Origin of the sequence: Lutibacter profundi, from assembly GCF_001543325.1 — a bacterium.
GTDB classification, from domain to species: domain Bacteria; phylum Bacteroidota; class Bacteroidia; order Flavobacteriales; family Flavobacteriaceae; genus Lutibacter; species Lutibacter profundi.
Window position 1 is genome coordinate 1,261,357 of sequence record NZ_CP013355.1, and the last position, 26,064, is coordinate 1,287,420.

Below are 26,064 nucleotides of genomic sequence, written 5' to 3' on the forward strand. Positions count from 1 at the left end.
TATTATAAATTATAGGTCAAAATTGCGTTTAATCCTTCCAATAAAAAAATAGGATTGGCAAATATGCTATTTTTTAATCTATTTGCCAAGAGTTTTGTATCACCTCCTGTTAAAACTACTGTTAAATCTTTATTTTTTTTTCTATACTGATTAATAAAACTATCGATTTCATTTATAGTACCTTTAACCACTCCTAAATGAATACAAGAATCTGTTGATTGTCCAATTAATTGATTGGTGTATTTTGGTTCTAAAAGAGGTAAATTTTTTGTGAATTTATTTAAAGATTTATACCTCATTTGTATTCCTGGAGAAATTGCTCCTCCAAAGTAACAACTATTCATATTAATGTAATCATAAGTAATGCATGTACCTGCATCAATTACCAATACATTTTTATTAGAATATAATTTGACGGCTGCAGAAACTAAAGCTACCCTATCCATTCCTAAAGTTTTTGGTGTAGAATATTTGTTAATAAACGGAATTTTTGTTTCAGAGGTCAGTTCAATTAAGTTAATTATAGCATGTAGCTTCGAAATTTGTGTTTTTTTAATGTTACCTACTGATGAAATTATTGCGTTTCTACATTCAAACTTATTTATAAGTTCTACAACTTTAATTACAATATTTTCTTTGGTAATACTTTCAGAGTGAATGAGTTTGCCTTTTTTAAAAACGGCAATTTTAATTCTCGTATTCCCAACGTCTATTATTAAGTTCATCCTTATTTATTAAACAGTTCAAAAATACAACAGATTTTTTTAAAATTGTTTTGTTATGTATAAAAAATACATTTATATTTGCACCCGCTATGAAATGGTACCTTAGCTCAGTTGGTAGAGCAAAGGACTGAAAATCCTTGTGTCCCTGGTTCGATTCCTGGAGGTACCACAAAAAACCCGAACAAATTGTTCGGGTTTTTTAGTTAAAAATTATTTTATATTTTGCTATAAATCTATTTCTAAATCTACATCATCTATTTTTAGTTCATCTTCTATTTCGGGAGGTAGCACATCTTCCTCTTCATGGCTCTCCATACTATCTACCAACTCATCACTTATTTTAACAAGATAAATGGTGCTATCTGTTCTAACCTCTACAGCTTCAACGTACTTACCTTTAGGATTTATAAATTTAATAACATCTCTTATCCCATACCCATCTGGAAATTTTTCAACCAGTAAGTCTAAAATTTCAGGAGTTAATTTTTTATAATCTACAATTATTCTGTTCAAAGCAAATTGATTTTAATAAAATATTTCAATCCAAATATATAAAAAAATTTGAATCAAAAGCTATTTAATAATATGAAGTTAATACTTTTTAACCAACTGCTATTTAGCGTTTTAAATAAAGTGAAAATTAGAATACGTTGTTAATCATTAAAATTAGAGCATTTTTAATGTGTTAATTTCCATTTCTGTAAGGTGTCTCCAATGACCTCTTGGTAAATCTTTTTTAGTTAAGCCCGCAAAAATTACACGATCCAACTTCACTACGCTATAATTAAAATGTTCAAAAATTCTTCTTACAATTCTATTTCTTCCTGAATGAATTTTAACACCTATTTCGCTTTTTGGCTGATTAATAATATATGAAATCTCATCAACCAAAACTCTTTTCTCGTCTAAAATAAACCCGTCTGCAATTTTTTGTAAATCACGCATTGATAGCTTTTTATCTAATGATGCATGGTATAATTTTTGAATATTGTGTTTGGGGTGCGTCAATTTTTTTGCCAACTCCCCATCATTTGTAAACAATAATAAGCCTGTAGTATTTCGGTCTAATCTACCAACTGGATAAATGCGTTCTTTTGAGGCATTTGCCACTAGTTCCATAACGGTTTTACGCCCTCTATCATCATCCATTGTTGTTATAAAATTTTTTGGCTTATTTAATAATACATAGCGCTTCTTTTCAGGACTTATTAAACTTCCATCAAACCTCACTTCATCTGTAGGTGAAACTTTAAACCCCATTTCAGTTACTATTTTACCATTAACTGAAGCACTTCCTGATTTTATATAAACATCTGCTTCTCTTCTAGAACAAATACCTGAATTAGAGATGTATTTATTTAAACGAATACTCTCATTTTCTGAAGAGTTTTCTGGTTGTTTTTTAGTTGAAATTTTTTCCTTATCAGAAGTAACTCTTTTTTTTCTAGAAATAGGATTATTTTTGAAATTTTTAGAAAACTTCTTTTTATCATTAAACTTTTTAACTGAACTATTTTGAGAAGTTTTTTTACTTTGTTGTCGTCCTCTCGACGAGTTTTTACTTGAATTCATTTTTTATATTTTTTGCAAAAATAGCTTATTCAATTGACACTTAAATAAATATTTACTTATTTAAGTAGTATTTTATCAATTATTATTGAATAATCTATAAATGCCAAACTAAACACGCCTGCAACAATCAACAATTTTAAAATTAAATGTAATAATACATAATTGCGCTTACTGTTGCTTAACCACAGTACAACTACAAATACCAGAAGAACAACTATACTTGAGTAAAAAAAATATTTCATCCCTCCAATTTCAGGATATCTTAGTAAAAAATAAATTGGATTTAAGGTTAAAAGAGTTAAAAGAGTAATGAGTATTTTAGTGAAATATTCGCCATATTTTACAGGTATCGTTTGATAATTATGTATAAAATCTCCTTTAATTTTTTCCAAATCTTTTATCAATTCCCTTATCAATAAAATAAAAAATAAAAATGCTGCATGTGTAAAAATTATTTCAGAAAAATTTTTATAATACACAAAAATAGCAAAGAAAGGTAGTAATGCTAAAATAGCAGCTGAAAATAACCCAGTTAAAGGGTATTTTTTTAACTTATGTGAATACAACCAGATTAAAAAAATATATACAGAAAAAAACAAGGCAGCTCTCCAAGAAACCAATAGGGCAATTACAACACCAATGAAGTTAAACAAAAAATAAATTGTTAATTTTGTTTTTTGATCAACTATACTATCAATTTTTGATTTTAAAGGTCTGTTTATTTTATCCGTTTCAGCATCATAAAAATTATTTATAATGTATCCAGAAGCAATTACACAAACTGTTGAAAGCACAATAAAATACAAGTTTATGTCAAGTAAAACATATCGTAATGATTTTTCTGGAGAGAAAATAAATATTGAAGCTAAATATTGGGCTATTACAATTAATAATATATTGTAACCCCTAACTACAGAAAACAAACTCAACGCCTTTATATAAAAAGGAGCCTGCTTTTTACTGTTATTTTTAGAAATTTCTAATAAATCCATAAAAAATAAGAAAGTGTAACAATATAAACACCTTATTTATGTAAATAATAAAGTGCTAAAATCTATAAACTAATTCTAGTTTATAATCTTTTAAAATATTCTTAGTTTTAATATAATCTTCTGTAAAACCTAAAATATAACCACCACCACCTGAACCACAAAGCTTCAAATAATAATCATTAGAATCAATTCCTTTTTGCCAAACGTTATGAAAGGTTTGTGGAATCATTGGTTTAAAATTTTCAAGTACTACTTTTGATAATTGTTTTACATTACCAAACAGCGATTTTACATTTCCTCCTAAAAAATCATCAATACAGGCATCAGTATATTTTGCAAAATCTTCATTTAACATTTTCCGAAAACCTTCGTTCTTCATTTTATTCATAAAAATGGTAACCATTGGTTCAGTTTCGCCAACCATTTCTGAATCTAATAAAAATACAGCTCCTTTTCCTTCTTTTTGAGATGGAATTCCGGTTGGTTCTAAATTATCTTTTGAATTGATTAGAATTGGTAAACTTAAATATGAATTCAAAGGGTCTAAACCAGAACTTTTCCCATGAAAATAAGATTCCATAAAAGAAAAAATCTGTTTTAATTTTAGTAATTTTTCACGTGTTAAATTTTCTAGAACCGTAATTTTATCATTGGCATACTTATCGTAAATTGAAGCTACCAAAGCACCTGAACTACCTACGCCATAACCCTGCGGAATACTAGAATCAAAATACATTCCCTCATCTAAATCTGCTTTTAAGTCTTGTAGCCTTAATGAAACTAACTCTTGATTTGAAGTTGCTAAGTATTCGTAGAAATTTTGTAATTTTTTATTTGATTTTTTTACTTCTTCTGTTAAAATAGCTGCTTTTTTTAAAGCACCTTGATAACTATTGTATGGTATTGCTAAACCTTTGGAGTCTTTTATAATACCGTACTCACCGAAGAGTAAAATTTTTGCGTAAAAAAGTGGTCCTTTCATAAAATTTAATTAAAAATGAAAAATTAACCTTTTAGAAGATTTAACAATACTAACTAATAACTTCAATATTTCAGTTGATTTTATTTTATATTCTTTAAATGTATTTTCATTAATAAATTTTGTTTTAAAAAGCAACTCCAACCAATATCCCGTTTCGTTTGCTTCTTTTAAACTTATTGACATTTTACTACTAAAATCAGCCTTGCTTTGGGCAAATTCTGCCTCTCTAACATTTGCTCCAATTGAAGTCCCCGATTTTAATAATTGTCTGGACATCACAAATTCTTTTTTATTCTCTACCAAATCTTTATAAAGAGATACAATGTCAATCGCAAATTGAAAACTCTTATTCTTAATTAGATTTTCTTTTATCATAAACAAATTATTAATTATTCACTTTTAATTATTAATTATTTGTTTAGCTCCTTGTCCAACCCTATCGCAAATATAATGATTTTCTTGACACAATGGCACTAGCTCTTTTATTATAAAATTGTTAATCCTTTCTTTTTCGTTTTCAGGATACAACACATGAACATTGGCTCCAGCATCTAAGGTAAAGCAAATATTAGCATTTGCTTTATTTCTAAATTCCCATATTTTATGAATAATTTTTAAAGTATTTGGTTTCATTAGTATAAAATATGGATTGCTTGTCATCATCATTGCATGTAATGTTAGTGCTTCACTTTCCACCAAACTACTAAATTCTTTTAAATTTCCGGTTTGAAGAATTTTTGACAATTTTGATATATTTTCATTTGCCTGTAAAAAGCGTTGTTGTGCAAATGGATGATTGTGCATTAATTGATGCCCAACAGTACTTGACACTTGTTTTTCACCTTCATCAACTAGCAAAATGGTATCGTGATAATTTTTGAAATTTTTGTGCATTTTATACGGAAATTTTATCCCAAATAAATTTGAACTTCCTTTAATATCTGAATGATTTCCCCAAACAATTAATTCACCTTCAATACTTCTACACGCGCTTCCTGAACCTAAACGCGCTAAAAATGATGCTTTTTTATTGAAATAATCATCTGTCATCACAGGGTTTAGTTCTTTCTCCAAACTCATAATACACAAAGCCAACGCACTCATTCCACTTGCGGATGATGCAATACCACTACTGTGAGGAAAAGAATTACGTGATTTTATTACAAAATCATATTGCTTTAAAAACGGAACATATTGTTCTATTCTTTCAAAGAATTTTTGAATTTTAGGTTTGAAATCTTCTTTTTTCTCTCCTTCGAAATAAATATCAAAGTTAAAACTTCGACTCCGCTCAGCCTTCTCCAATTCGTCATGCTGAACTTGTTTCAGCATCTCATTATAAGAACCTGCACTTCGACTCCGCTCAGTGTCCAAATTTGTATATTCTAACGTAGTTAACGTAAAACAAGCATCTAACGTAAAACTAATGGAAGTATTTTCAGGAATTTGAGGTTCTTTTTTTCCCCAATATTTTACCAAAGCAATATTACTTGGCGTTTTCCAAGTGAAACTCCCTTCAGCAGCTTTTGTAGTATCAAAATTAGTTAGAATAAAGTCAGATTCAATCAAAATAAAAATTTTGAGCAAAGATAATTGTTTTAAGGTGCACAAATTATTTTATGTCACATTTTTTTATAGACCAATTACCTATTTACACCCTTATTCAAACAATTTTAAGGATTGTTTACAATTTAGCTCTAAATTTGTTAAATAGGTAACTTAATTTGTCAACTATCGAAAAAATAAACTATTCAATTTAAAATCATTTTACATTTGAAAAAGTTTAATTTAAAATTTAGTTATTATGTTTTTATCAATTCTAAATGATGGCGGCCCCGCTTTTATGTATCTACTTTTATTAATTTTAATTTTAGTTATCATCTTAATTGTTAAAGGTTTTCTAAAAAAAAGAAATCTTCAAAAAACAATAAATTTAGTTAATCATTTCACCTTATTTGCTGTTGTTTGGGGTTTTTATGCCAAATTTTAGGCTTAATAAGTGCTTTTGACGCTATTGAAATAGTAAAAGATTTCGCCTGCTATACTGGCTAGAGGCTTAAAAATAAGCTTTCTAACACCTGCCTTCGGATTATATATTTTTCTAGTTGGTAGATTGGGAATTATCACCCTTATATGGATGCAAAAAGATTAATTTTATAGAGGTCAGTAGCTAGTTTCATACAATTAATTTAATAAATTCTATTTGTTTGTGTCAGGTCGAGCACAGTCGAGACCTATTTATGTGTGATATAGTTCTCGACTGCGCTCGAACAGACAAATTATTTTTCATTACACTTTTTATATTCAGTGTTTTACCATTTCAAATTTATATGTAGTTATCTACTAACCTATAAAATTTTATTAAAAATTTAAGAATTATTTAATATTTAGGTGTCTTTTTCGTTATTTTTGTAATCTATGAAAACGAAAAAGGCATTTATTTTACTAAATGGTTCAGCACCTAGTTACCTTCCTGATTTATCTGAATATGAAATTGTTTGTGCTATTGATGGTGCTTATAACTACTTTGAAGCAAACAACATTGTACCAGATTTAGTTACTGGCGATTTTGATTCTATTAACTCAATACCTACCTCTATTGAAGTTTTAAAAACACCCAATCAAAATTTTACCGATTTTGAAAAAGCATTACAAATATTAAAACAACGTGGTTTTTATCATATTGATGTTTATGGTGGAAGTGGCAAAGAACATGACCATTTTTTAGGCAATATAAGTACTGCCTTACAATGGAAAATAGGTTTAAATATTACTTTTTTTGATGACTTTGGAAAATACTTTTTTATTGAAGAAAGTATCTATTTGACAAATATAATTGGGAAAAACATCTCATTAATTCCACTACCAATTGCAAGTGGAGTTGTAACCGAAGGATTATTATACCCTATTAAAAATGAAACATTAACCTTTGGTGAACGTATTGGAACTAGAAATAAAGCATCTGAAAATGAAGTTGAAATTTCTCTTGAAAAAGGCGATTTACTTATTTATATTAGTCATAATTAAACCTCATTAAAATTGAATAGAAAACTAAAACTCATTTGGGATTTCAGAGGAAGAGATGCTGAAAAAACTGCTGAACATCAAGCAATTCACCTAAAAGAATTTGCTTTACAAGAAAAACTACCTTTTTACGAAAGTAACTTTACACAACTTTCTGAAAATTACAGCATTGCATATATAATTGTAGATGAATCTCACATGAAAATTTATAGAGATGCTTTAAAACCACATAGAGGTGAAGTAGCAGATTAGTTATAGGTTATAAAAATTAGTTATTTCCAAATCTGTCATTCTGAACTTGATTCAGAATCTAAATATCTGGGTAATATTATTTGTAAGAACCTGAAATAAATTCAGGTTAACGTATGATTTACTACTAACCTCCAACTGAATTAGCTACAACCCACCCACCAGTCCACGCATTTTGAAAATTAAATCCACCAGTAATTGCATCAATATTTAAAATTTCACCTGCAAAAAATAAGTTTTTGTGTAGCTTACTTTCAAAACGTTTAAAATTTATTTCTTTTAAATCTATCCCTCCAGCCGTTACAAACTCCTCTTTAAACGTACTTTTACCATGCACTTTAAAAGTACACTTCGTTAGTTGTTTTGCCAGCGCCTCTAATTGTTTATTATTTAATTGTGCCCATTGAGAGTTTGAAGATATTTGAGCTGCAATTACTAGTTTCTCCCATAAACGTTTTGAAATTACTTCAAAAACGGATCGTAAAATAACTTGTTTTCTAGCATGCTCTTTTTTAGTTGATTTTAATGTTTCTAAAACAGTTTCTAATTTTTTAGACAACCAATTAACTTCTATTTCAAACTGATATTCTTTTTGGTGAAATTCTAATGCTCCCCAAGCTGATAGTTTTAAAATTCCAGGTCCGCTTAAACCCCAATGTGTAATTAATAAAGGACCTTGTTCATCAAGTTTTGAATTCAATACTTTTACTGAGGCCATTGGCACTGAAGTTCCAGGAATATCTTTCAACCTATTATCTTCAATATTGAAAGTAAATAATGAAGGAACTGGTTGAATAACTTTATGCCCTAATGCTGAAACCATTTGCCATACTTTTGAATTGCTTCCTGAAGCAACCAATAAATAATCGGCTATAAATTCATTAGAATTCGTTTTTACTATAAATGTATCTTCCTCTTTTTTAATTGCTTCAACTCTTGTACTTGTTTTTACTTTAACTCCTGCCTTTTGTGCACTTTCCAAAAAACAATCAATAATAGTTTGAGAAGAATTTGATACTGGAAAAACTCGATTGTCATCTTCTATTTTTAAGGGAACTTCTCTATTTTCAAACCATTCCATAGTATCACCTGTCATAAATTGATGAAATGGGCCACGCAACTCTTTTTTACCTCTTGGATAAAATTCAACTAATTCTTGAGGTGTAAAACATGCGTGTGTTACATTGCAACGTCCGCCACCACTTACTTTTAACTTTTGTAATACATTATTGCTTCCTTCTAAAATAGTAACTTCCATTTCTGGATTTAATTCTGCCGCGTTTATGGCAGCAAAAAAACCTGCTGCTCCACCTCCAATTATGATTAATTTTTTCTTCATATTAACTAGGTATCCTTTTTCTATTGATAAAAAAGAAACAAAAAAATCTAGGTTTACGGTGATTGAGCGGAGCCGAAATCACTTTCTTAATAGTTTACGGCTTCGACTCCGCTCAGCCACCAAATTATAAAATTAATTCTTTATAAGGTATTACCGTATGAAATCCTTTTTCATTAAAGTAATTGGTTGTATCTGTGTTACCTGTTGCCAAAATAAAATCACCTCCCCAAGCTCCCAAGCTTTTAGTTTGTCCAAAATAATCAGAAAATAATAATTCTTGAACAGTTTTTATTTGAATTGTTTTTGAAACAATTTGCTCATGTTCAATTAGTAGCTTTTCAAAATCTTTTAAGTTATTACAAGCTACAAACTCTTGTGTTAAATTTGAAATCTGATTTATTTCTGAAGTTAAATTTCCTTTTAATTCATTAAATCGCTGAATACCTTCTCTACTATTTTGTTTTTTATTTAAATACACAAAAAATAAGTTTTCTTTAAATGAAGGATTGAAATTCACTTTTTCTATAATTGGCTCAAATTCATTTTTAGCATATAAAATTGGTGTATTATTTTGAGCACAAGCAATATCGTAACCACTTCCTCCAAAAGTTTTCTCTAATAACTCATAAGGATTAATTTTTGCCCAATTGGCAATATTATTTAGTAAAGTTGAAGAGGTTCCCAATCCCCAATTATTAGGAAATGTTAGGTTTGTTTTCACTAAAAATCCTGTTGCTGACTTTAAAAAAGACGGATTTAATTTTTGAGCTTCTTTTAAAATCTTAGCTAAATTCTCAGCTAATTTATCATTCCCTCCATCTTTTCCAGATTCAAAAGTAGCACTTGCTAAACGTAGTTTTGGTAAATCAAAAATAGCTTCAAGCCAACATTTACCTTCATTTGTAAAACTGTTCCAAATTAATTGAGGTTCATTAATTGGTTCAACCATTAAATCTTGACCACAAGTTGTTGGAACAGCCAATGCTTTTGCGCCTTCCAATACAAAATATTCGCCTGTTAATAATAATTTTCCGTTGCTGTAAAATGCTTTCATTAGTTATTATCTATTCATTTGTGACAACCAATAGAATCAAAGCCAAAACCTTAAATAATTTCGATTCCGATCAATGACCATATCAAATTAATTCTATCCTTCATCTATATTATTCCGGTGACTGAGCGGAGTCGAAGTCATTATTATCTGAATGTGTTTCATTTTGACAAACAGCAAACTTCACTAAATCACTGTAATTATTTTTGATTAATGCTTCTTTCTTATTCCTACTCCAACCTTGAACTTGTTTTTCTTTATAAAAAGCATCATCAATTCTTTGAAATTCTTCATAATACAACAATTTTATAGGTAATCTTCTTGCTGTATAATTTGCTCCAACTCCATTTTGATGTTGTTGCAAACGTAATTCTAAATCTTGAGTACTCCCCGTATAATAAGTTCCATCTGAGCATTTCAATATGTACATAAAACCTTTTTTCATAGTTTTTTAATATATTGGCTTCGACTCCGCTCAGCCACCAGTTCACTTCAAAATTCAATTCCTTTTTAACATCGTTTTGGCTTCGACTCCGCTCAGCCGCCAGTCAACTTATTATACGCTTCAACAACCGCATTATGTGTTACTGTTTTATTTTCAAAATAATTGATTAAGAATGCTTTTTCTTCTTCGCTAGCACCTAATTGTTTAATAATATTTGTTAAGTGCATTTTCATATGTCCTTTTTGGATTCCTGTAGTGGTTAATGCTCTTAAAGCTGCAAAATTTTGTGCTAGTCCTGCTACAGCAATAATTTCCATTAATTCCTTTGCTGAAGGGTTTCCAAGTAATTCTAGCGCTAATTTTGATAATGGATGTAATTTTGTTAATCCACCAACAGTTCCTAATGCTAAAGGAATTTCAATCCAAAATTTAAAAGTGCCATTTTCAATAGATGCATTGGTTAAACTCTTATATTTTCCGCTTTTTGAAGCGTATGCATGAGCTCCGGCTTCAATAGCTCTAAAATCGTTTCCTGTTGCTAAAACCACGGCATCAACTCCATTCATAATCCCTTTGTTATGCGTAACTGCTCTATGAGGTTCTGCATTTGCAATTTGTATTGCTTGGACAAATTTTTGAGATAATATCTCAGCATTTTCTGCATATAAATCGTCAACCTTGCAACTAACCTCAGCACGGACCAAACATTCAGGAACGTAGTTAGATAAAATACTCATTACTATTTGAGTGTCCTCTTTTTTAAATTCATTTGAAATAGCTTCTAAACATGAATTTATAAAATTTGCCCCCATACTATCAACCGTTTCAAAAGTAACATGTAATTGATAATAGTTTGCTAAATCTTCTGTTTTATCTCTCAATTCTATCTCTAAAATTCCTCCACCACGTTTACGCATATTTTTGGTAATTTCTTCAGTAACAGAAAATAATGCACTCTTTTTCGAAGAGAAATAATCATAAAGTTCCTGCTTATTACCTTCATACATAAAATGAACTTGTCCAATTTTGGTAGTTGAAATCACTTTTGCTTTAAATCCGTCACGTGTACTCCAAAACTTAGCAACCAATGAAGCTGCAGCTACTACCGAGCTTTCCTCTATAACCATTGGAATTGCATATATTTTTCCATTAATTACAAAATTAGGTGCTATAGCAAATGGCATATAAAAATTAGAAATGGTATTTTCTATAAAATCATCGTGTAAATTTTGTAATACTTCATTTGAGTTCCAATATTGCTTTAAAATTTCTTTATTTTTTTTAGCTTCATTAAAAAAATTTGAGGCTAACCAATCTATTTTTTCTAACTTACTTAATTTTGAAAATCCATTAACAGCTTTAGACATTCTTATCTTATTATTTATATTTCGACAAAGATAAATTATTAAATACAAAAATAGATGAATAACATAAATGTCAATTTTTATGATATTTTTCAGGTCTGTTTTGCTAAATTTTTCTTAAACTTGGGGCTTATTTAAAGAAATCATAATTAATGAAAAAAATATTTGTATTTTTTATAGCTATAACTTCCTTAGCAACTGCACAAAAACAACATATTACTTTAGAAGAAATTTGGAATGGCTCGTTTAGAACTGAACGTATGAATGAGTTAAACTCTATGAATGGTGATTTTTATACACTCTTGAATTTTAATAGAAAAACTAGAAGCACTTCAATAGACAAATATAGTTATGAAACTTTAGAAAAAGTAAGAACTATTGTTGATAGCAACGATTTAAACAATTTAAAATATTTTGAAAATTATTCCTTCAACAACAATGAAACTAAATTAATTTTAGGTGTTGATATTGAACCTATTTACCGAAGATCAACTTTAGGAATATTTTATGTTTACGATATTGCATCAAAATCTTTACAATTAATAGATAAAGATAAAATACAAGAACCTACATTTTCACCCGACAGTAAAAAAGTTGCTTACGCAAAAAACAACAATCTTTTTATTAAAAATTTAGAAACTAATAAGGTTACTCAAATAACTTTTGATGGGTTAAAAAATAACATTATTAATGGTATTAGCGATTGGGTTTATGAAGAAGAATTTGAATTTGTCCGTGCTTTTAAATGGAGTAACGATAGCAAAAACATTGCATTTTTACGCTTTGATGAAACCGAAGTCCCAACATTTTCTATGGATATTTATGGCAATACATTATATCCTACTCAACAAGTTTTTAAATATCCTAAAGCAGGTGAAAATAATTCAGTAGTTACTTTAAAATTATACAACACTACAACTGCCAAAACTACTAAAATTGATTTAGGTAATTATGAATATATTCCAAGGTTTACGTGGACGAATGATATCAATATTTTATGTGCTACAACTTTAAACCGACATCAAAATAATTTAAAATTGTATTTTATAAATACCGTTAATTTTTCATCAAAAGTGGTTTTCAATGAAACCGATAAAGCCTATGTTGATGTTAATGATAATTTAACCTTTTTAAATGATAACAGTTTTATTTGGACTAGTGAAAAAGACGGATTTAATCATATTTACCACTATACTAAAAATGGTAAATTAATAAACCAAGTTACCAACGGAAATTGGGAAGTAACTGATTTTTATGGAGTAAATGAAAAAACAAAAACTATTTTCTATCAATCTACTGAAGATGGTTCCATAAACAGAACTATTTATGCGATAAAGTTAAATGGTAAAAACAAAAAACGATTAACAAACCCTTCAGGTACAAATAGTGCATCTTTTAGTAAAAATTTTAACTTTTTTATCAATACTTTTTCCGATGCTAATACACCCCCAATTTATAACTTGTACAATGGAAGTGGAGAATTAATAAAAGAAGTTTTAAATAACAACGCACTTTTAGAAAAATTAAGCACGTATAATTTAGCAAAAAAAGAATTCTTTACTTTAAAAACAGGAAATGGAGCATTTAATGCGTGGATGTTAAAGCCTTTAAATTTTGATGCAAATAAAGAATATCCTTTGTTTATGACTCAATATTCTGGTCCGGGCTCACAATCAGTTAGTAATAAATGGAATAGTGCAAACGATTACTGGCACAAATTATTAGCCGAAAAAGGATATGTTATTGTTTGTGTGGATGGAAGAGGAACTGGATTTAAAGGTGCTAATTTTAAAAAAATCACCTATAAAGAGTTAGGTAAATATGAAGTTTTAGATCAAATTGAAGCTGCAAAAGAATTAGGTAAATTGCCTTTTATTGATGCAAATGAAATTGGAATTTGGGGTTGGAGTTATGGTGGGTTTATGTCTTCAAACTGTTTGCTAAAGGGAAATGATGTTTTTAAAATGGCCATTGCTGTTGCTCCAGTTATTAGCTGGCGATTTTACGATTCAATTTATACAGAACGATATATGCAAACACCTCAAGAAAACCCAAATGGCTATGATGAAAACTCACCATTAAATTACGTAAATCTACTGAACGGTAATTTTTTATTAGTGCACGGAAGTGGTGATGATAATGTTCATTTTCAAAATTCTATGAGAATGTCAAATGCTTTAATTGAAGCTAACAAACCTTTTGATCAAGCTTTTTATCCAGATAGAACACATGGTATTTACAGAGGTAAAAATACAAGGCTTCATCTTTATAATAAAATGACTAAATTTATCGAGCAAAATTTAAAAAAAACTAAATAATTAACAAATTAGATTATGAAAGAAATACCATTTAGAAAACATCATCCAAAAGGACTTTATACTTTATTTGCTACAGAAATGTGGGAACGGTTTAGTTACTATGGAATGCGAGCACTGCTAACCTTGTACTTAACTGCTGAATTAGTTAATGATGGTTTTGGCCTAGATAGAGAAGCTGCCCTAGAAATTTACGCAATATTTACAGGATTGGTATATTTAACTCCTATTTTAGGAGGCTGGGTTTCTGATAAATTATTAGGGCAACGTAAAACTGTTTATATTGGAGGTTTAGTAATGGCTGTTGGTCAATTCTTATTGGCATCTAGTTCTTTTTTAGACCACTCTCTTTCTCCTGATTCTAGAATATCTTTATTTAATTTTGGATTGGGTGTTTTAATTATTGGTAATGGATTTTTTAAACCAAATATTTCTACTGTTGTTGGTGAATTTTACAATGATAATGATCCTATGAAAGATGCCGGATTTAATATCTTCTATTTAGGTATTAACTTAGGTGCAATTTTAGGAACTTTTATTGCTGGTGGTTTAGGAGAAAGTGTTAATTGGGGCTACGGGTTTTTAGCCGCTGGTATTGGGATGCTTATTGGTGTACTTTGGTTAAACTGGAAAGAGACTACTCTAGAACATTACGGTTTACCTCCTAATAATAAAAATGGAAAAGTAAAACTTGATGGACAAGATTGGTCAACTATTATTATATACGTAGTTTCCTTAATTGCGGGTACATTAGGACTTATATTCTTATGGGGATTTTTACCTGATGGTATTAAAACAGGAATTACTTATGTTGGCTTTGCAGCTATTTTTATTAGCTTATTTTATGTTATTTTCAAAGGAACCAATGGCGCTCACGAATGGAGCCGAATGGCTGTAATTATTGTTTTAGCTATTTTTAACATTGTATTTTGGGCTGGTTTTGAACAAGCTGGTGGAACTTTTAGTTTATTTGCAAAAGAAAATACGGATAGAATAATGTTTGGCTGGGAAATGCCAGCAACTTGGTTTCAGAATGTAAATTCATTTGCCATCTTAATTTTTGCTTCCTTATTTTCAATAATGTGGATATGGTTAGATAAAAAAGGGTGGAATCCTAGAACACCTATTAAATTTGCACTTGGTTTATTTTTAGGTGCTGCGGCTTTTTGGGTAATGACACAAGCTTCTAATGCTGCTGAAGGTGGTAATTTAGTATCTCCTTGGTGGTTGGTTTCAGTATATGTTCTACTAACTTTAGGTGAATTAATGTTATCTCCTATAGGTTTATCAATGATTACTAAATTGGCACCAACAAAACTAGTTTCGGTTGTAATGGGATTATGGATGGCAAGTTTTGCTGCTGGTAATTATATGGCTGGTATGTTAGAAAGTATTTTACACAAATACGATTTTGAATTGTACCCGTTTATTACTATGGTAATGTTAGTCTCTGGGGTAGCATTATTAACTATATCTCCTTTACTTAATAAAGCAATGAAAGGAATTCACTAATATGTTAAAAAATTAAGAATCATATATAAAAAGCTCAAGTAATAATTATTACTTGAGCTTTTTTATTTTAAAACAAAAATTTATGAGTACAGAAAACAAAGACCTAGGCTTTATTGGCCTTTTAAAATCATTCACACAACCTTTTTGGATTGCTAGTGTAATGGAACTATTTGAACGTTGGGCATGGTATGGCTTATTTGCTGTTTTGGCTTTATACTTAACTGGGTCAACAGACGAAGGTGGGCTAGGATTTACACATATTGAAAGGGGTGAAATAATGTCTTATGTAACTTTCATTCTGTATTTATTACCAATTATCACAGGTGCAATCTCAGATAAAATAGGTTACAAATTATCGCTAATAATTGCTTATTTATTACTTGGTTTTGGGTATTATTTTATGGGAGATGTTACATCATATACCGCTGTTTTTATCATGTTTCTAATCGTAGCAGTTGGTGCTGCTATGTTTAAACCTGTTGCTTCAGCAATTGTTACTAAATCTACTGATAAACGTAATTCATCTTTTGGGTTTGGCGTTTTTTATATGATGGTAAATATTGGTGGGTTTTTTGGACCATTATTTTCTGGTAAATTAAGAGATGAATATGGTTGGAAAATTGTTTTTGTTATGGCTGCTTGTGCAATAGCTGTTAATTTACTTTTAGTATTATTCTTTTTTAAAGAACCTAATAGAGAAAAAACAGAAGATTCTTTTGGGAGTACCATTAAAAAATCTTTAATAAACATCTTGGAAGCTCTTTCTGATATGAAACTTACAATGCTTTTATTAATTATGGTAGGTTTTTGGTTAATGTTTAATCAACTTTTTTATACACTTCCTGTATTTATTGAAGAGTGGGTAAATACAAAACCATTATATGAATCGTTACACAGTACATTACCTGGCATTGCTGATTTCTACAAAAACAAAGATGGAGGAATTAATCCTGAACAAATTGTTAATATGGATGCCTTTTTTATTGTTATACTACAAATGATAATTTCTACCATTATTCTTAAATGGAAACCTATTAGCGCTATGATGACTGGTATTACAATTGCAATTATAGGTATTGCGCTTTCCTTTTATACAGATAATATTTTCTACACAATAATTGGTATTTTAATTTTCGCTATTGGCGAAATGACATCCAATCCTAAATTTTCAGATTATATTGCCAAAATTTCGCCAAAAGGTAAAGAAGCATTGTACATGGGAACTTATTTTTTACCAATTGCAGTAGCAAATTTCTTAACCAAATGGATTACGGGAGATTTATATGCAAATATGTCCGATAAGGTAATTATCGTTCGTGAAGAATTAGCTAAAAGAAGCATTGAATTACCTGAAATAACATTAGAATATACTAAAAATAATTTTTATACTGAAGCTGCCCAAAAATTACAAATGGGTGCAGATGAGATGACTACTTTTCTATGGAACACGTACCATCCTGGAAATATTTGGTACGTTATTGCAGGTATAGGTTTACTTACCATTATTGGTCTTTTTATTTACAATGCCATAATTAATAAAAAAATAAAAATAGCTTCATAAAAAAATGCCTCATTGAGTGCAGTTGAAATGTATTTATTATTAACAAATTAGATTTTTTAACTCCGCTCAAAATGACAGTTGAGGTCACATTTTCAATTTTTTAAACTAATTTATAATTTAATGAATACATCTTCAAACGATTTTTTCAAAACTCAAGTATTAGGCCATCCTGCCGGACTTTTTGTATTGTTTTTTACAGAAATGTGGGAACGTTTTTCTTTTTATGGAATGCGAGCCCTCTTGGTGTTATTTTTAGTAAGCGCCTTAGGAATTGGTGGCTGGGACTGGCCAAGAGAAAATGCTTTAGCTCTGTACGGAACTTACTTAGCGTTATTGTATTTAACCCCAATAATTGGTGGAACTTTAGCCGATAAATATTTAGGAAACCGCAAAGCCATTATTATTGGCGCATTAATTATGACACTAGGTCATGCCAGTATGGCAATTGAATCAAATTCATTTTTTTTATATTTAGGATTAGGACTGTTAGTTATTGGTACCGGTTTTTTTAAACCAAACATGAGTTCATTTATTTCAATTTTATACAAAGACTTCCCTGAAAAAAAAGATGGTGCTTATACTATTTTTTACATGGGCGTTAATGCAGGTGCTTTTCTTGGAATTATGTTGTGTGGATATTTAGGTGAAATTTTAGGATGGAGCTGGGGATTTGGATTGGCTGGAATATTTATGTTACTAGGTTTGTTGCAGTTTACATTGGCACAAGGTATTTTTGGCGAAGTTGGTAAAAAACCAAATAAAGAAAATACAACTATTGAAGCTGATAATCATACTGAAATTGAAGACAAATTAAATCCGTTTACTTTACTAGATAAAATTTTAATTGTTTTTATTGCTGTAACAGGTTTAACTTGGATTATTAACGATCCTCTTTCTAAAATTGAAGATTTCAATTTGTTAAGTTTTGGAGGTACTGATTATGCTGGTCATACTATTCTTATTACTTTAATTTTATTTATTTATCTACTGGGTTCTAGAATTGTACGCTATAGCCCAATAACAAGAGACAAAATGTTTGCTGTGGTTATTTTTGCCTTCTTTATTATTTTCTTTTGGGCTTCATTTGAACAAGCTGGTGGCTCTATGAGTATATTTGCAAAAGATTACACAAGTCGAATTTTATCTGGAAAATCGGCATTACTTTTTAATATTATCGATATTATTATTACTGTTGTACCCATAGTAATTATTACATACGTCTTATTTTTATTATTTAAACAAACCTTCAAAAAATATTTTCTATCAAATCTAATTCTAGGATTTAGCTTTGTTTTAATTTGGGGAATTGTAGCTTGGAAAATTTACAATAACTTCAATACTTTTTCTTATGAAATTAACTACCAAACATATCAAATACCTAAAAAAAATGTTGATGGTGAAGAAATTCTAAAAGAGTTTCCTATTACTTCTAAAACTTTAATACCTGAAAATGCAATTCTAATCAACAACAAAACTGTAATCAGATCATCTAATGATTTTGTTAAAAACGATAAAATTTCTATTATTGATATTGATAAAAAAGGCGTAAATTATAAATACTTAACTACTAACGAAGCTAGTAAAGTTAATACAACTATTGCTGCAACAGTTGTTCGAAAAAAGGATAATGAAATTCAAATCCCTGCAACTTGGTTTTTAATTTTAAACTCCTTATTTATCATTGCTTTTGCCCCTTTATTTTCTAAGTGGTGGGAAAGTAAATACAATCCGAAACCTGCCAATAAATATGCTATCGGATTATTTTTCTTAGGTATTGGATTTGCTTTTTTAGCTTTTGGAGCTTCAGGAATTCCTCAAGGTGCAAAAACAGCATCAGTAAGTATCATTTGGCTAATTCTCGCTTATTTATTTCATACGTTGGGAGAACTTTGCGTTTCACCTGTTGGTCTTTCTTATGTCAGTAAATTAGTACCTCCTAGAATGATAGCATTTATGTTTGGGGTTTGGTATTTAGCTTTAGCCATTGGCAATAAAGCATCGGGTAAAATGGGATCAATGATTGATGATATAACAGCAAAATACGATATTTCAACTTTCTTTTTGATTTTTACATTTGTTCCCATTTTTATTGGTATTATTGCCCTATTATTAAATCCTGTACTAAAAAAATTAATGCATGGTGTTAAATAATTAAAAATTATTTTTAATTTCGGAATCATTTTTGTTAATAACATGAAAAATATTCGTCTAACCCTAAAAACAAATACCTAATGAAAAAAATATATATCGTATTAACTTTGGCACTTGCCATTGGTGTTTTTTATTCTTTTTCGGCGAAAAAAGAAGAAAAGGCTAAAATTAATTGGATGACACTAGAAGAAGCCGTTGAAGCTCAAAAAACAGTACCTAAAAAAATTATTATGGATGCCTTTACAATTTGGTGTGGCCCTTGTAAAATGTTAGATAAAAATACTTTTAACAATAATGATGTTGCCAATTTTATTAATAAAAATTATTATGCTGTAAAATTTAATGCTGAAGGAAACGAGGTTATTAAATTCAAAGGAAAAACTTATACAAATCCCAATTTTAGGTCTAATACTACTGGGAGAAACAGTTCTCACCAATTATCTAGTTATTTTGGTGTAAGAGCCTATCCAACTATCTTGTTTTTAGATGAAGAAGCAAATCCTATTGCTCCAATTACTGGGTATAAAACACCTCGGCAACTAGAGCTATTCCTAAAGTTTTTTACATCTGTTGATGTTAAAAATATAACTCAAGAAGCCTGGGAAGACTATAAAACCAATTTTGTTCCAAAATTTAAAAACTAATATAAAGGTTCCTTTAATATAAATGCTCCTTTTTGCTTTGTATAGTAAAAAGGAGTTTTATTTTTAAAACAGGTTTCTTCCCATTTAGTTATATAGCTTTTATAATTTGACCCATCAGCAACCAATAATTTCGGTTTTAACTTTTGAAGCAATCTTTCTACATTAATTTTTGGAGATTGCCTTAATAATATGATAGATGGTTTTACTGATTTAAAGTTATATATTTCTAAACTATCAACAATTAAAATAGTTTCTTTATGAAACTTAATTAAATTGTTAACTTGTTTTTGCTGCTGTACCCTTTTAATTCCTGCACCAACCAAATACGTTGTAATTATATTATTTGTTTTATGTAATGAATCTTTTGAATAGAGCGTTAAATCACTTCCAAAGCGCTTGGTTATCAAGCTATTTCTAGTGACATTAAAAACAATAAATTCACTTGTAGACTGCAATTTATATTTTTCGAAAATAACAATTAATTGAATTGCTATTACAGAAACTAACACGAAGGCTAAACGATGAAAACTCCTTTTTTCTATCCACTTCATTGTGCCAAATATGAACACATAAAACAACAACATTAATACTAGTGAAAATGAGATATTTTGAATTACAAAATCTTCTTGTTGTGCAATCCAACTAACAAAATTATTCATTGCATAAATTACATAGCTATAAAAATCTCCTATGAATTGAGGTAATATTTCAAAAACCGAAAGTAATATAACTATAATTCCAACCAATAAAATAATTCCTAAAAATGGAATTATTATCAAGTTAGACATAAAAAACAATCCGGGAAATTGATGAAAATAATACAAACTTAAAGGTAAAACTCCTAGTTGAGCAGCAATAGATACTGTAAATAATTGCCACATTTTAGTAGGCAACCATAATTTTGGCTTCCATATACTATATAATTTTGGCTGAATCCACACAATGGCAAAAACCGCCAAATAACTTAACTGAAAACCAACTTCAAATAAATAAGTAAGGGTTAAACAACAATAAAATAAAAATAGAAACAATCAACGAATTATAAATGTTTGAACGCCTATTTAACTGCAAACCAATTGTTAATACTGTAAACATAGTAACTGCCCTAACAACTGAAGCCGATAAACCTGCAATTACTGCATATACCCAAAGTATTAAAACAATTAGTACCGTTGCTATAAATTTTCCGTTTTTAAAATTATGAATTGGTTTACATATAAACATTAACAGCAATAAAATAATACCAATGTGCAATCCTGAAACAGCTAAAATATGAATGGCTCCAGCACTTATATAACTCTGTAATAAATCTTTAGTAATTGAATTTCTTTGCCCTAACAATAATGCGGTAATAACAGCGAGTTCATCTTTTTTAAATTCTTTCTTTTTTAATGATTTAATTATCTCATTTCTAATTTTTGCAGCAAGCCCTCTAAGTGTTGAATTCGTTTTTTGAGATACTAAAAACTCATGTTTATAAAGGTTTATTTGATGATAAATTTGGTGATTTTTTAGGTATTTTTTATAATTAAAACTGTAAGGGTTTAACGGCTCTCTTATATTTTTAAATGATGTTCCAACTAATAAACCTGTATCTATTTCTAATAGATTATTAATACTATCCTTTTGAATGTTTACTAAAATTTTTCCAATCGCTTTTTCTCCTTCTAATTGTAAAACTGTAGCTTCATATTTGTTATAAAAATCTGTTGGCTTTAATATTTTACTAATTTTTATTTGTATTGTTACTTGCTTTTCTAAACTAAATTTTGTAGAATTAGCATAATGTAATTTACTATTTAACAAGTTTTTATAGGTCACAGAGCTTATTCCAATAAAAAAAGAAATTAAAAACACCAATAGTGTAAAACTAAAAGACGGTTGCAATTCTTTATTTGCTTTAAAATATGCGAATAGTAGTGTACCTATTAATAACGTAAGTATTTCAACCAAGTAGATTGGCTTAATAAACACCAAATCTCCAACAATAATACCAAGTATTAACCAAAAAGTGAGTTGTACAGGTACAAACTTTAAAAACTTTATCATAGCGCAATAAAATTACTAAAAAATTTACTAAAATGATTTATATCACCAGGAACTATTACAATATGAGGTAATTTTGAACAATCATTAAATTTAAAATTATGAAAAAATTAATTTTCAGTAGCATTACAATTCTTATTATTACATTTAATTCAGTTGGGCAAGACCTATCTCCATATCTTAAAATTGGAGAAAGTAGTGAAACTATGGATCAAATTTCTGATAACGTTATTAATACTTTAAAAAACAATTCTTTTACCATTTTAGGAACTTATAATCCTGAAAACAAAAGTTCTTTAAAAGTTATAGCTTTCACTAGAGCTGATTTAAAAAACACTGTAGTTAAAGTATTAGACAGAGGCGCTCTTGCTGCCGTTTTTAAAATTGGATTGGTTCAAAAAAATGGTAAAGTAACTATTTCTTACACAAATCCAGAATATTTTTTAAGAGCTTATTTAAGAGACAATTACAGCACTTTTAAACATGTTTTTCAAAAATTTAGCACTGACTTAAAGGCCGCTTTATCAAGTATAGGAACTGATTTTACTCCTTTTGGCGGAACTATAAAAGCTGATAAATTAAAAAATTATCACTATAAAATAATGATGCCTTACTTTACAGATCCAATTGAACTGAATGAATATGCTTCTTTTGAAGAAGGTTTAAGAATAATTGAAAATAATTTAAAAGCAAAAAAAGGACAAACTGTTTTAGTGTATAAATTAATATATAAACAAGATAAAGTTGCTGTATTTGGCGTTGGTTTACAAAGTAAAGAAGATGGTGAAGCCGATTTTTTACCTACAATTGGTGAAGCCAATATTGCCGCAATGCCTTATGAAATAATTTTACAAGGGAAAAAAGCTACCATGCTTCATGGAAAATACAGACTTGCCTTATCTTGGCCTGAATTAACTATGGGAACTTTTATGAAAATTATGAGTACTCCTGGCAATATTGAAGACACCTTAGAAGGTATTTGCAACTAAAGTATAAACACATCATATAAAAGAGGCTGTCTAAAAAGTGTCATTCTGAATGTAAATGAAGAATCTCCTTGAAATTAAACACTTATATATCAAAATGTTGAGATTTTCACTTTGTTCAAAATGACAAGTATAATTGCTTTTCAGACAACCTCTTTTAGCTAATTAAAAATTATAATTTTGAGGTAATATTAATAATGGGACTTTTAAATTATTAAGTATTTTTTTTTCTAAACTTACCGCAAATAAATTTTCAAGAAAATTATGAGTATGATGCCCTATCACAAATAAATCTGGTTGCCAATAATCAATAGCATTGTTAATTTCTTCCAATGGTTGCCCAACAAGTTCTATATCCTTAATTTCAATTTCAGGGTGTTTCTTCTTTATACTTTTAACCAATTTAATGGCATTTTCTTTTTCAAATTGCTCTAATTCATACGGAAAAACACCACCATCAATATTCCCAATTGCATATCTAATTACATAAATAAGTTCCAATTTTGCATTTAATTCTTTTGCTAACTTTATGGCATAATTTACAGCATTTTGTGCAGATTCACTTCCGTCAATACCTACTAAAATATTTTTAATTGTTTCCATAATACCGTGATTTTAAACACTTAAATTTACAACATTCATGTCTTATTTAAAAGAAAAAAACAATTTAAAATTACCTAAACAAAAGAAAAAGAGGTATTTAAACTTTTGTGTAAACCCTATTTATTACTCTAATAATTTAGTTAACTCTCGTAAAAAAATTGTAATAGTATTAGCTTATAATTAATTCAGCCACTTTTTTTGAAGCTCCTTTTCCTCCTAATTTTTTTTCTAAATCAAAATAATTTAAAAATATTAAAGCTCTTTGGTATCCATCTAATATTTTGTGAAGTTCTTTTTCTAAATTTTTCTCATTAAATTCATTTTGAATCAATTCTTTTACTACTTCTTTATCCATAATCAAATTCACCAATGAAATATATTTCAAATCAATTAATCTCTTTCCTATTTGATAGGAAATCCAACTTGTTTTATAGCATACAATTTCTGGTACTTTAAACAAGGCTGTTTCTAAAGTTGCAGTACCTGAAGTTACAATTGCTGCGTAGGAAACAGACAGTAAATCATAGGTTTTATTACTTATAAATTTCACATTCTCTTTGGCTATAAATTGCTTGTAAAATTTAAAATCTTGACTTGGAGCTCCTGCAATTACAAATTGATAATCTTTAAATTTATCGGCCATTTTTAACATCATCGAAAGCATTTTTTTAATTTCTTGCTTTCTACTTCCGGGCAATAATGCGATAATTGGTTTGTTAGATAAATGATGTTCCTTTTTAAAAGTTTCTTCATCAACTTGCTTTCTATTTGAAATTGCGTCAATTAATGGGTGACCAACAAAATGTACTGGGAAATTGTGTTTCTTTTCATAAAAGTCTTTTTCAAAAGGTAAAATCACATACATCTCATCAACATCTCGTTTGATCTGTTTTATCCTATTTTCTTTCCAAGCCCAAATTTGTGGTGAAATATAGTAATGAACTTTAATTTTTTCTTTTTTAGCAAATTTGGCAATTCGCATATTAAAACCCGGATAATCTATTAGTATTAATGCATCTGGTTTAAAATTTAAAATATCTTTTTTACAAACATTAATATTTTTATAAATGGTACGTAAATTCATTACAACCTCAGCAAACCCCATAAAAGCTAACTCTTTATAATGCTTTACCATAACACCTCCTACTTCTTGCATTAAATCTCCTCCCCAAAATCTAATTTCAGCCTGTTTATCTTTTTCAATAATTGCTTTCATTAAATTTGCTCCGTGTAAATCACCTGAGGCTTCTCCAGAAATAATATAATACTTCATTTTATAAAATTAAAAAGAAAACAAGGTTAAAAAAAACACTATTAATGCTATTAAAAAAGTTTCTAATAAAACACCTCTAGCTCGATAAATTTGTTTCTTTTTTAGAAATACAAAAAATACAAAAAAATTAGCAATTGCACCTAAAACTAAAACTTTTCCTTCTAGATTACCATCTTTTATTAATTCTAAACTTTTGTAAAAATTAAAATTTGAAAAGAATTCTATAAAAATAAAACACCCAAAAGAAGTTGCTATTAAAGCAACAACAAAACCAATTAAAAGTTCTTTTTTCATAATTTGTGAAATAAAATTACAAGTCCCAATTATTTAACTTAGGTATAAAATAATGTGCAGTTAGATCGAACTGTACTGGTACTATAGAAATATAATTGTTTGCCAATGCCCATTCATCAGTATCTTCACCTTTATCCATATTTACAAACTTCCCTGTTAGCCAATAATAAACTCGCCCCTGTGGGTTTGTTCTTCTATCAAATTCTTCAACCCAGTTTGCACGTGCCTGTCTACAAACTTTAACTCCTTCAAAAGTAGCATTATTTGGAAAGTTTACATTGAGTACAACTCCATCTGGCAAACTATTTTCTAATACATTTAACGCAATTTTTTTTATGTATTTTTTTAAGGGTTCAAAATTTGCGTTCCACGAATAATCTAACAATGAAAATCCTATGGCAGGAATTCCTTCAACACCTGCTTCTACAGCCGCACTCATTGTACCTGAATAAATTACATTAATTGAAGAGTTTGACCCATGGTTAATACCCGAAACACACAAATCTGGCTTTCTGTCTAAAATTTCACTTACTGCTAGTTTTACACAATCGGCAGGTGTTCCTGTTGATTTGTATTCTTGTTGTGGGCCATCATCAATCTTAACTTTATTGCAATATAAAGTTTCATTAATAGTAACTGCGTGTCCCATACCACTTTGCGGACTGTCAGGTGCAACTACAACCACATCACCAATCTGGTTCATAACAGCAATTAATGTTCTAATTCCTGGTGCTGTTATACCATCATCATTCACAACTAAAATTAAAGGTTTTTTATTCATAAACTGAAAATTAAGTAACAAAACTACATTATTTAATTGGGTTTTATTTAATTAAACTTTAACATTTTGTGAAGATTTTTCATTATTATTATTCTTAATATTGTGTAAATTAAATTCCTCCACAGTAATGGAGTATTTGTGAATTATTAAATACT

At 29.0% G+C, this 26,064-nt stretch carries 25 protein-coding genes and 1 tRNA gene; 9 read left to right on the plus strand and 17 right to left on the minus strand.

From position 1 onward, the window contains the following. Nucleotides 1-2: 2 nt before the first annotated feature. Nucleotides 3-725, minus strand: a complete 723-nt coding sequence (locus tag Lupro_RS05650) for a type III pantothenate kinase (RefSeq protein WP_068207116.1) — start codon at nt 723-725, stop codon at nt 3-5. Between the two features lie 96 nt (nt 726-821). On the opposite strand from Lupro_RS05650, the gene Lupro_RS05655 reads away from it, so the two are divergent. Further along, nucleotides 822-894 (plus strand) — tRNA-Phe (locus tag Lupro_RS05655). 56 nt (nt 895-950) lie between these two features. Here Lupro_RS05655 and Lupro_RS05660 read toward each other — a convergent pair. From Lupro_RS05660 to Lupro_RS05685, 6 genes are all read right to left on the minus strand, one after another. Further along, complete coding sequence (locus tag Lupro_RS05660) at nt 951-1,238, minus strand: hypothetical protein (protein ID WP_068207118.1); 288 nt, start codon at nt 1,236-1,238, stop codon at nt 951-953. A gap of 153 nt (nt 1,239-1,391) precedes the next feature. Then, nucleotides 1,392-2,297, minus strand: coding sequence for a pseudouridine synthase (locus tag Lupro_RS05665; protein WP_068207120.1), 906 nt, complete (start codon nt 2,295-2,297; stop codon nt 1,392-1,394). 56 nt (nt 2,298-2,353) lie between these two features. Further along, nucleotides 2,354-3,289 (minus strand): geranylgeranylglycerol-phosphate geranylgeranyltransferase, encoded by a 936-nt coding sequence (locus Lupro_RS05670; protein ID WP_068207123.1) that lies wholly within the window; start codon nt 3,287-3,289, stop codon nt 2,354-2,356. A 55-nt stretch (nt 3,290-3,344) separates the two neighbouring features. Beyond that, nucleotides 3,345-4,271, minus strand: coding sequence for a mevalonate kinase family protein (locus Lupro_RS05675; RefSeq protein ID WP_068207125.1), 927 nt, complete (start codon nt 4,269-4,271; stop codon nt 3,345-3,347). Between the two features lie 9 nt (nt 4,272-4,280). After that, entirely contained in the window at nt 4,281-4,643 is a 363-nt protein-coding gene (locus Lupro_RS05680) for a four helix bundle protein (protein ID WP_227807496.1), read from the minus strand. Nucleotides 4,644-4,670: 27 nt separating this feature from the next. Further along, on the minus strand, nt 4,671-5,840 hold the full coding sequence (locus Lupro_RS05685) for a diphosphomevalonate decarboxylase (RefSeq protein WP_082703864.1): 1,170 nt from the start codon (nt 5,838-5,840) through the stop codon (nt 4,671-4,673). Nucleotides 5,841-6,689: 849 nt separating this feature from the next. Here Lupro_RS05685 and Lupro_RS05695 point away from each other — a divergent pair. Together Lupro_RS05695 and Lupro_RS05700 are read left to right on the plus strand one after the other, a co-directional pair. Continuing rightward, nucleotides 6,690-7,298: a thiamine diphosphokinase gene (locus Lupro_RS05695; protein ID WP_068207135.1), complete on the plus strand. Its 609-nt coding sequence runs from the start codon at nt 6,690-6,692 to the stop codon at nt 7,296-7,298. 12 nt (nt 7,299-7,310) lie between these two features. Continuing rightward, nucleotides 7,311-7,547, plus strand: coding sequence for a hypothetical protein (locus Lupro_RS05700; RefSeq protein ID WP_068207138.1), 237 nt, complete (start codon nt 7,311-7,313; stop codon nt 7,545-7,547). Between the two features lie 124 nt (nt 7,548-7,671). Here the strand turns inward: Lupro_RS05700 and Lupro_RS05705 are convergent, their stop codons facing one another. The 4 genes from Lupro_RS05705 to Lupro_RS05720 all read right to left on the minus strand — a co-directional run bounded on the left by Lupro_RS05705 (nt 7,672) and on the right by Lupro_RS05720 (nt 11,746). Further along, entirely contained in the window at nt 7,672-8,883 is a 1,212-nt protein-coding gene (locus tag Lupro_RS05705; protein ID WP_068207141.1) for a BaiN/RdsA family NAD(P)/FAD-dependent oxidoreductase, read from the minus strand. 124 nt (nt 8,884-9,007) lie between these two features. Beyond that, complete coding sequence (locus Lupro_RS05710) at nt 9,008-9,937, minus strand: GYDIA family GHMP kinase (protein WP_068207146.1); 930 nt, start codon at nt 9,935-9,937, stop codon at nt 9,008-9,010. A gap of 109 nt (nt 9,938-10,046) precedes the next feature. Then, a complete protein-coding gene (locus Lupro_RS05715) occupies nt 10,047-10,379 on the minus strand; it encodes a GIY-YIG nuclease family protein (protein WP_068207149.1) in 333 nt (110 codons plus the stop codon). A gap of 92 nt (nt 10,380-10,471) precedes the next feature. Beyond that, nucleotides 10,472-11,746 carry a hydroxymethylglutaryl-CoA reductase, degradative gene (locus tag Lupro_RS05720; RefSeq protein ID WP_068207151.1) on the minus strand — a complete coding sequence of 425 codons (1,275 nt, stop codon included), beginning with the start codon at nt 11,744-11,746 and terminating at the stop codon, nt 10,472-10,474. 149 nt (nt 11,747-11,895) lie between these two features. Here Lupro_RS05720 and Lupro_RS05725 point away from each other — a divergent pair, with 149 nt between their 5' ends. From Lupro_RS05725 to Lupro_RS05745, 5 genes are all read left to right on the plus strand, one after another. Next, the gene (locus Lupro_RS05725; RefSeq protein ID WP_068207154.1) at nt 11,896-14,061 is read left to right on the plus strand and encodes a S9 family peptidase; all 2,166 of its coding nucleotides are present in this window, start codon (nt 11,896-11,898) and stop codon (nt 14,059-14,061) included. Nucleotides 14,062-14,076: 15 nt separating this feature from the next. Next, complete coding sequence (locus tag Lupro_RS05730) at nt 14,077-15,570, plus strand: peptide MFS transporter (protein ID WP_068207157.1); 1,494 nt, start codon at nt 14,077-14,079, stop codon at nt 15,568-15,570. 82 nt (nt 15,571-15,652) lie between these two features. Continuing rightward, the gene (locus Lupro_RS05735) at nt 15,653-17,131 is read left to right on the plus strand and encodes an MFS transporter (protein ID WP_068207160.1); all 1,479 of its coding nucleotides are present in this window, start codon (nt 15,653-15,655) and stop codon (nt 17,129-17,131) included. A gap of 120 nt (nt 17,132-17,251) precedes the next feature. Continuing rightward, nucleotides 17,252-19,282 carry a peptide MFS transporter gene (locus tag Lupro_RS05740; protein ID WP_068207163.1) on the plus strand — a complete coding sequence of 677 codons (2,031 nt, stop codon included), beginning with the start codon at nt 17,252-17,254 and terminating at the stop codon, nt 19,280-19,282. A gap of 80 nt (nt 19,283-19,362) precedes the next feature. Then, nucleotides 19,363-19,926 carry a thioredoxin family protein gene (locus Lupro_RS05745; protein WP_068207166.1) on the plus strand — a complete coding sequence of 188 codons (564 nt, stop codon included), beginning with the start codon at nt 19,363-19,365 and terminating at the stop codon, nt 19,924-19,926. Here Lupro_RS05745 and Lupro_RS13780 read toward each other — a convergent pair. Next, nucleotides 19,923-20,867 (minus strand): ComEC/Rec2 family competence protein, encoded by a 945-nt coding sequence (locus tag Lupro_RS13780; protein ID WP_237049962.1) that lies wholly within the window; start codon nt 20,865-20,867, stop codon nt 19,923-19,925. The genes Lupro_RS05745 and Lupro_RS13780 overlap by 4 nt on opposite strands. 40 nt (nt 20,868-20,907) lie before the next feature. Then, nucleotides 20,908-21,975 (minus strand): ComEC/Rec2 family competence protein, encoded by a 1,068-nt coding sequence (locus Lupro_RS13785; RefSeq protein ID WP_068207171.1) that lies wholly within the window; start codon nt 21,973-21,975, stop codon nt 20,908-20,910. A 98-nt stretch (nt 21,976-22,073) separates the two neighbouring features. On the opposite strand from Lupro_RS13785, the gene Lupro_RS05760 reads away from it, so the two are divergent. Next, nucleotides 22,074-22,961 carry a hypothetical protein gene (locus Lupro_RS05760; RefSeq protein WP_068207174.1) on the plus strand — a complete coding sequence of 296 codons (888 nt, stop codon included), beginning with the start codon at nt 22,074-22,076 and terminating at the stop codon, nt 22,959-22,961. A 162-nt stretch (nt 22,962-23,123) separates the two neighbouring features. Here the strand turns inward: Lupro_RS05760 and Lupro_RS05765 are convergent, their stop codons facing one another. The 4 genes from Lupro_RS05765 to surE form a co-directional block, all read right to left on the minus strand. Beyond that, nucleotides 23,124-23,561, minus strand: a complete 438-nt coding sequence (locus tag Lupro_RS05765; protein ID WP_068207177.1) for a universal stress protein — start codon at nt 23,559-23,561, stop codon at nt 23,124-23,126. A gap of 169 nt (nt 23,562-23,730) precedes the next feature. Beyond that, nucleotides 23,731-24,834: a lipid-A-disaccharide synthase gene (gene lpxB, locus Lupro_RS05770; protein ID WP_068207179.1), complete on the minus strand. Its 1,104-nt coding sequence runs from the start codon at nt 24,832-24,834 to the stop codon at nt 23,731-23,733. Nucleotides 24,835-24,843: 9 nt separating this feature from the next. Further along, complete coding sequence (locus tag Lupro_RS05775; protein WP_068207182.1) at nt 24,844-25,128, minus strand: hypothetical protein; 285 nt, start codon at nt 25,126-25,128, stop codon at nt 24,844-24,846. Between the two features lie 16 nt (nt 25,129-25,144). Next, on the minus strand, nt 25,145-25,909 hold the full coding sequence (gene surE / locus Lupro_RS05780) for a 5'/3'-nucleotidase SurE (RefSeq protein ID WP_068207184.1): 765 nt from the start codon (nt 25,907-25,909) through the stop codon (nt 25,145-25,147). Nucleotides 25,910-26,064 lie beyond the last annotated feature (155 nt).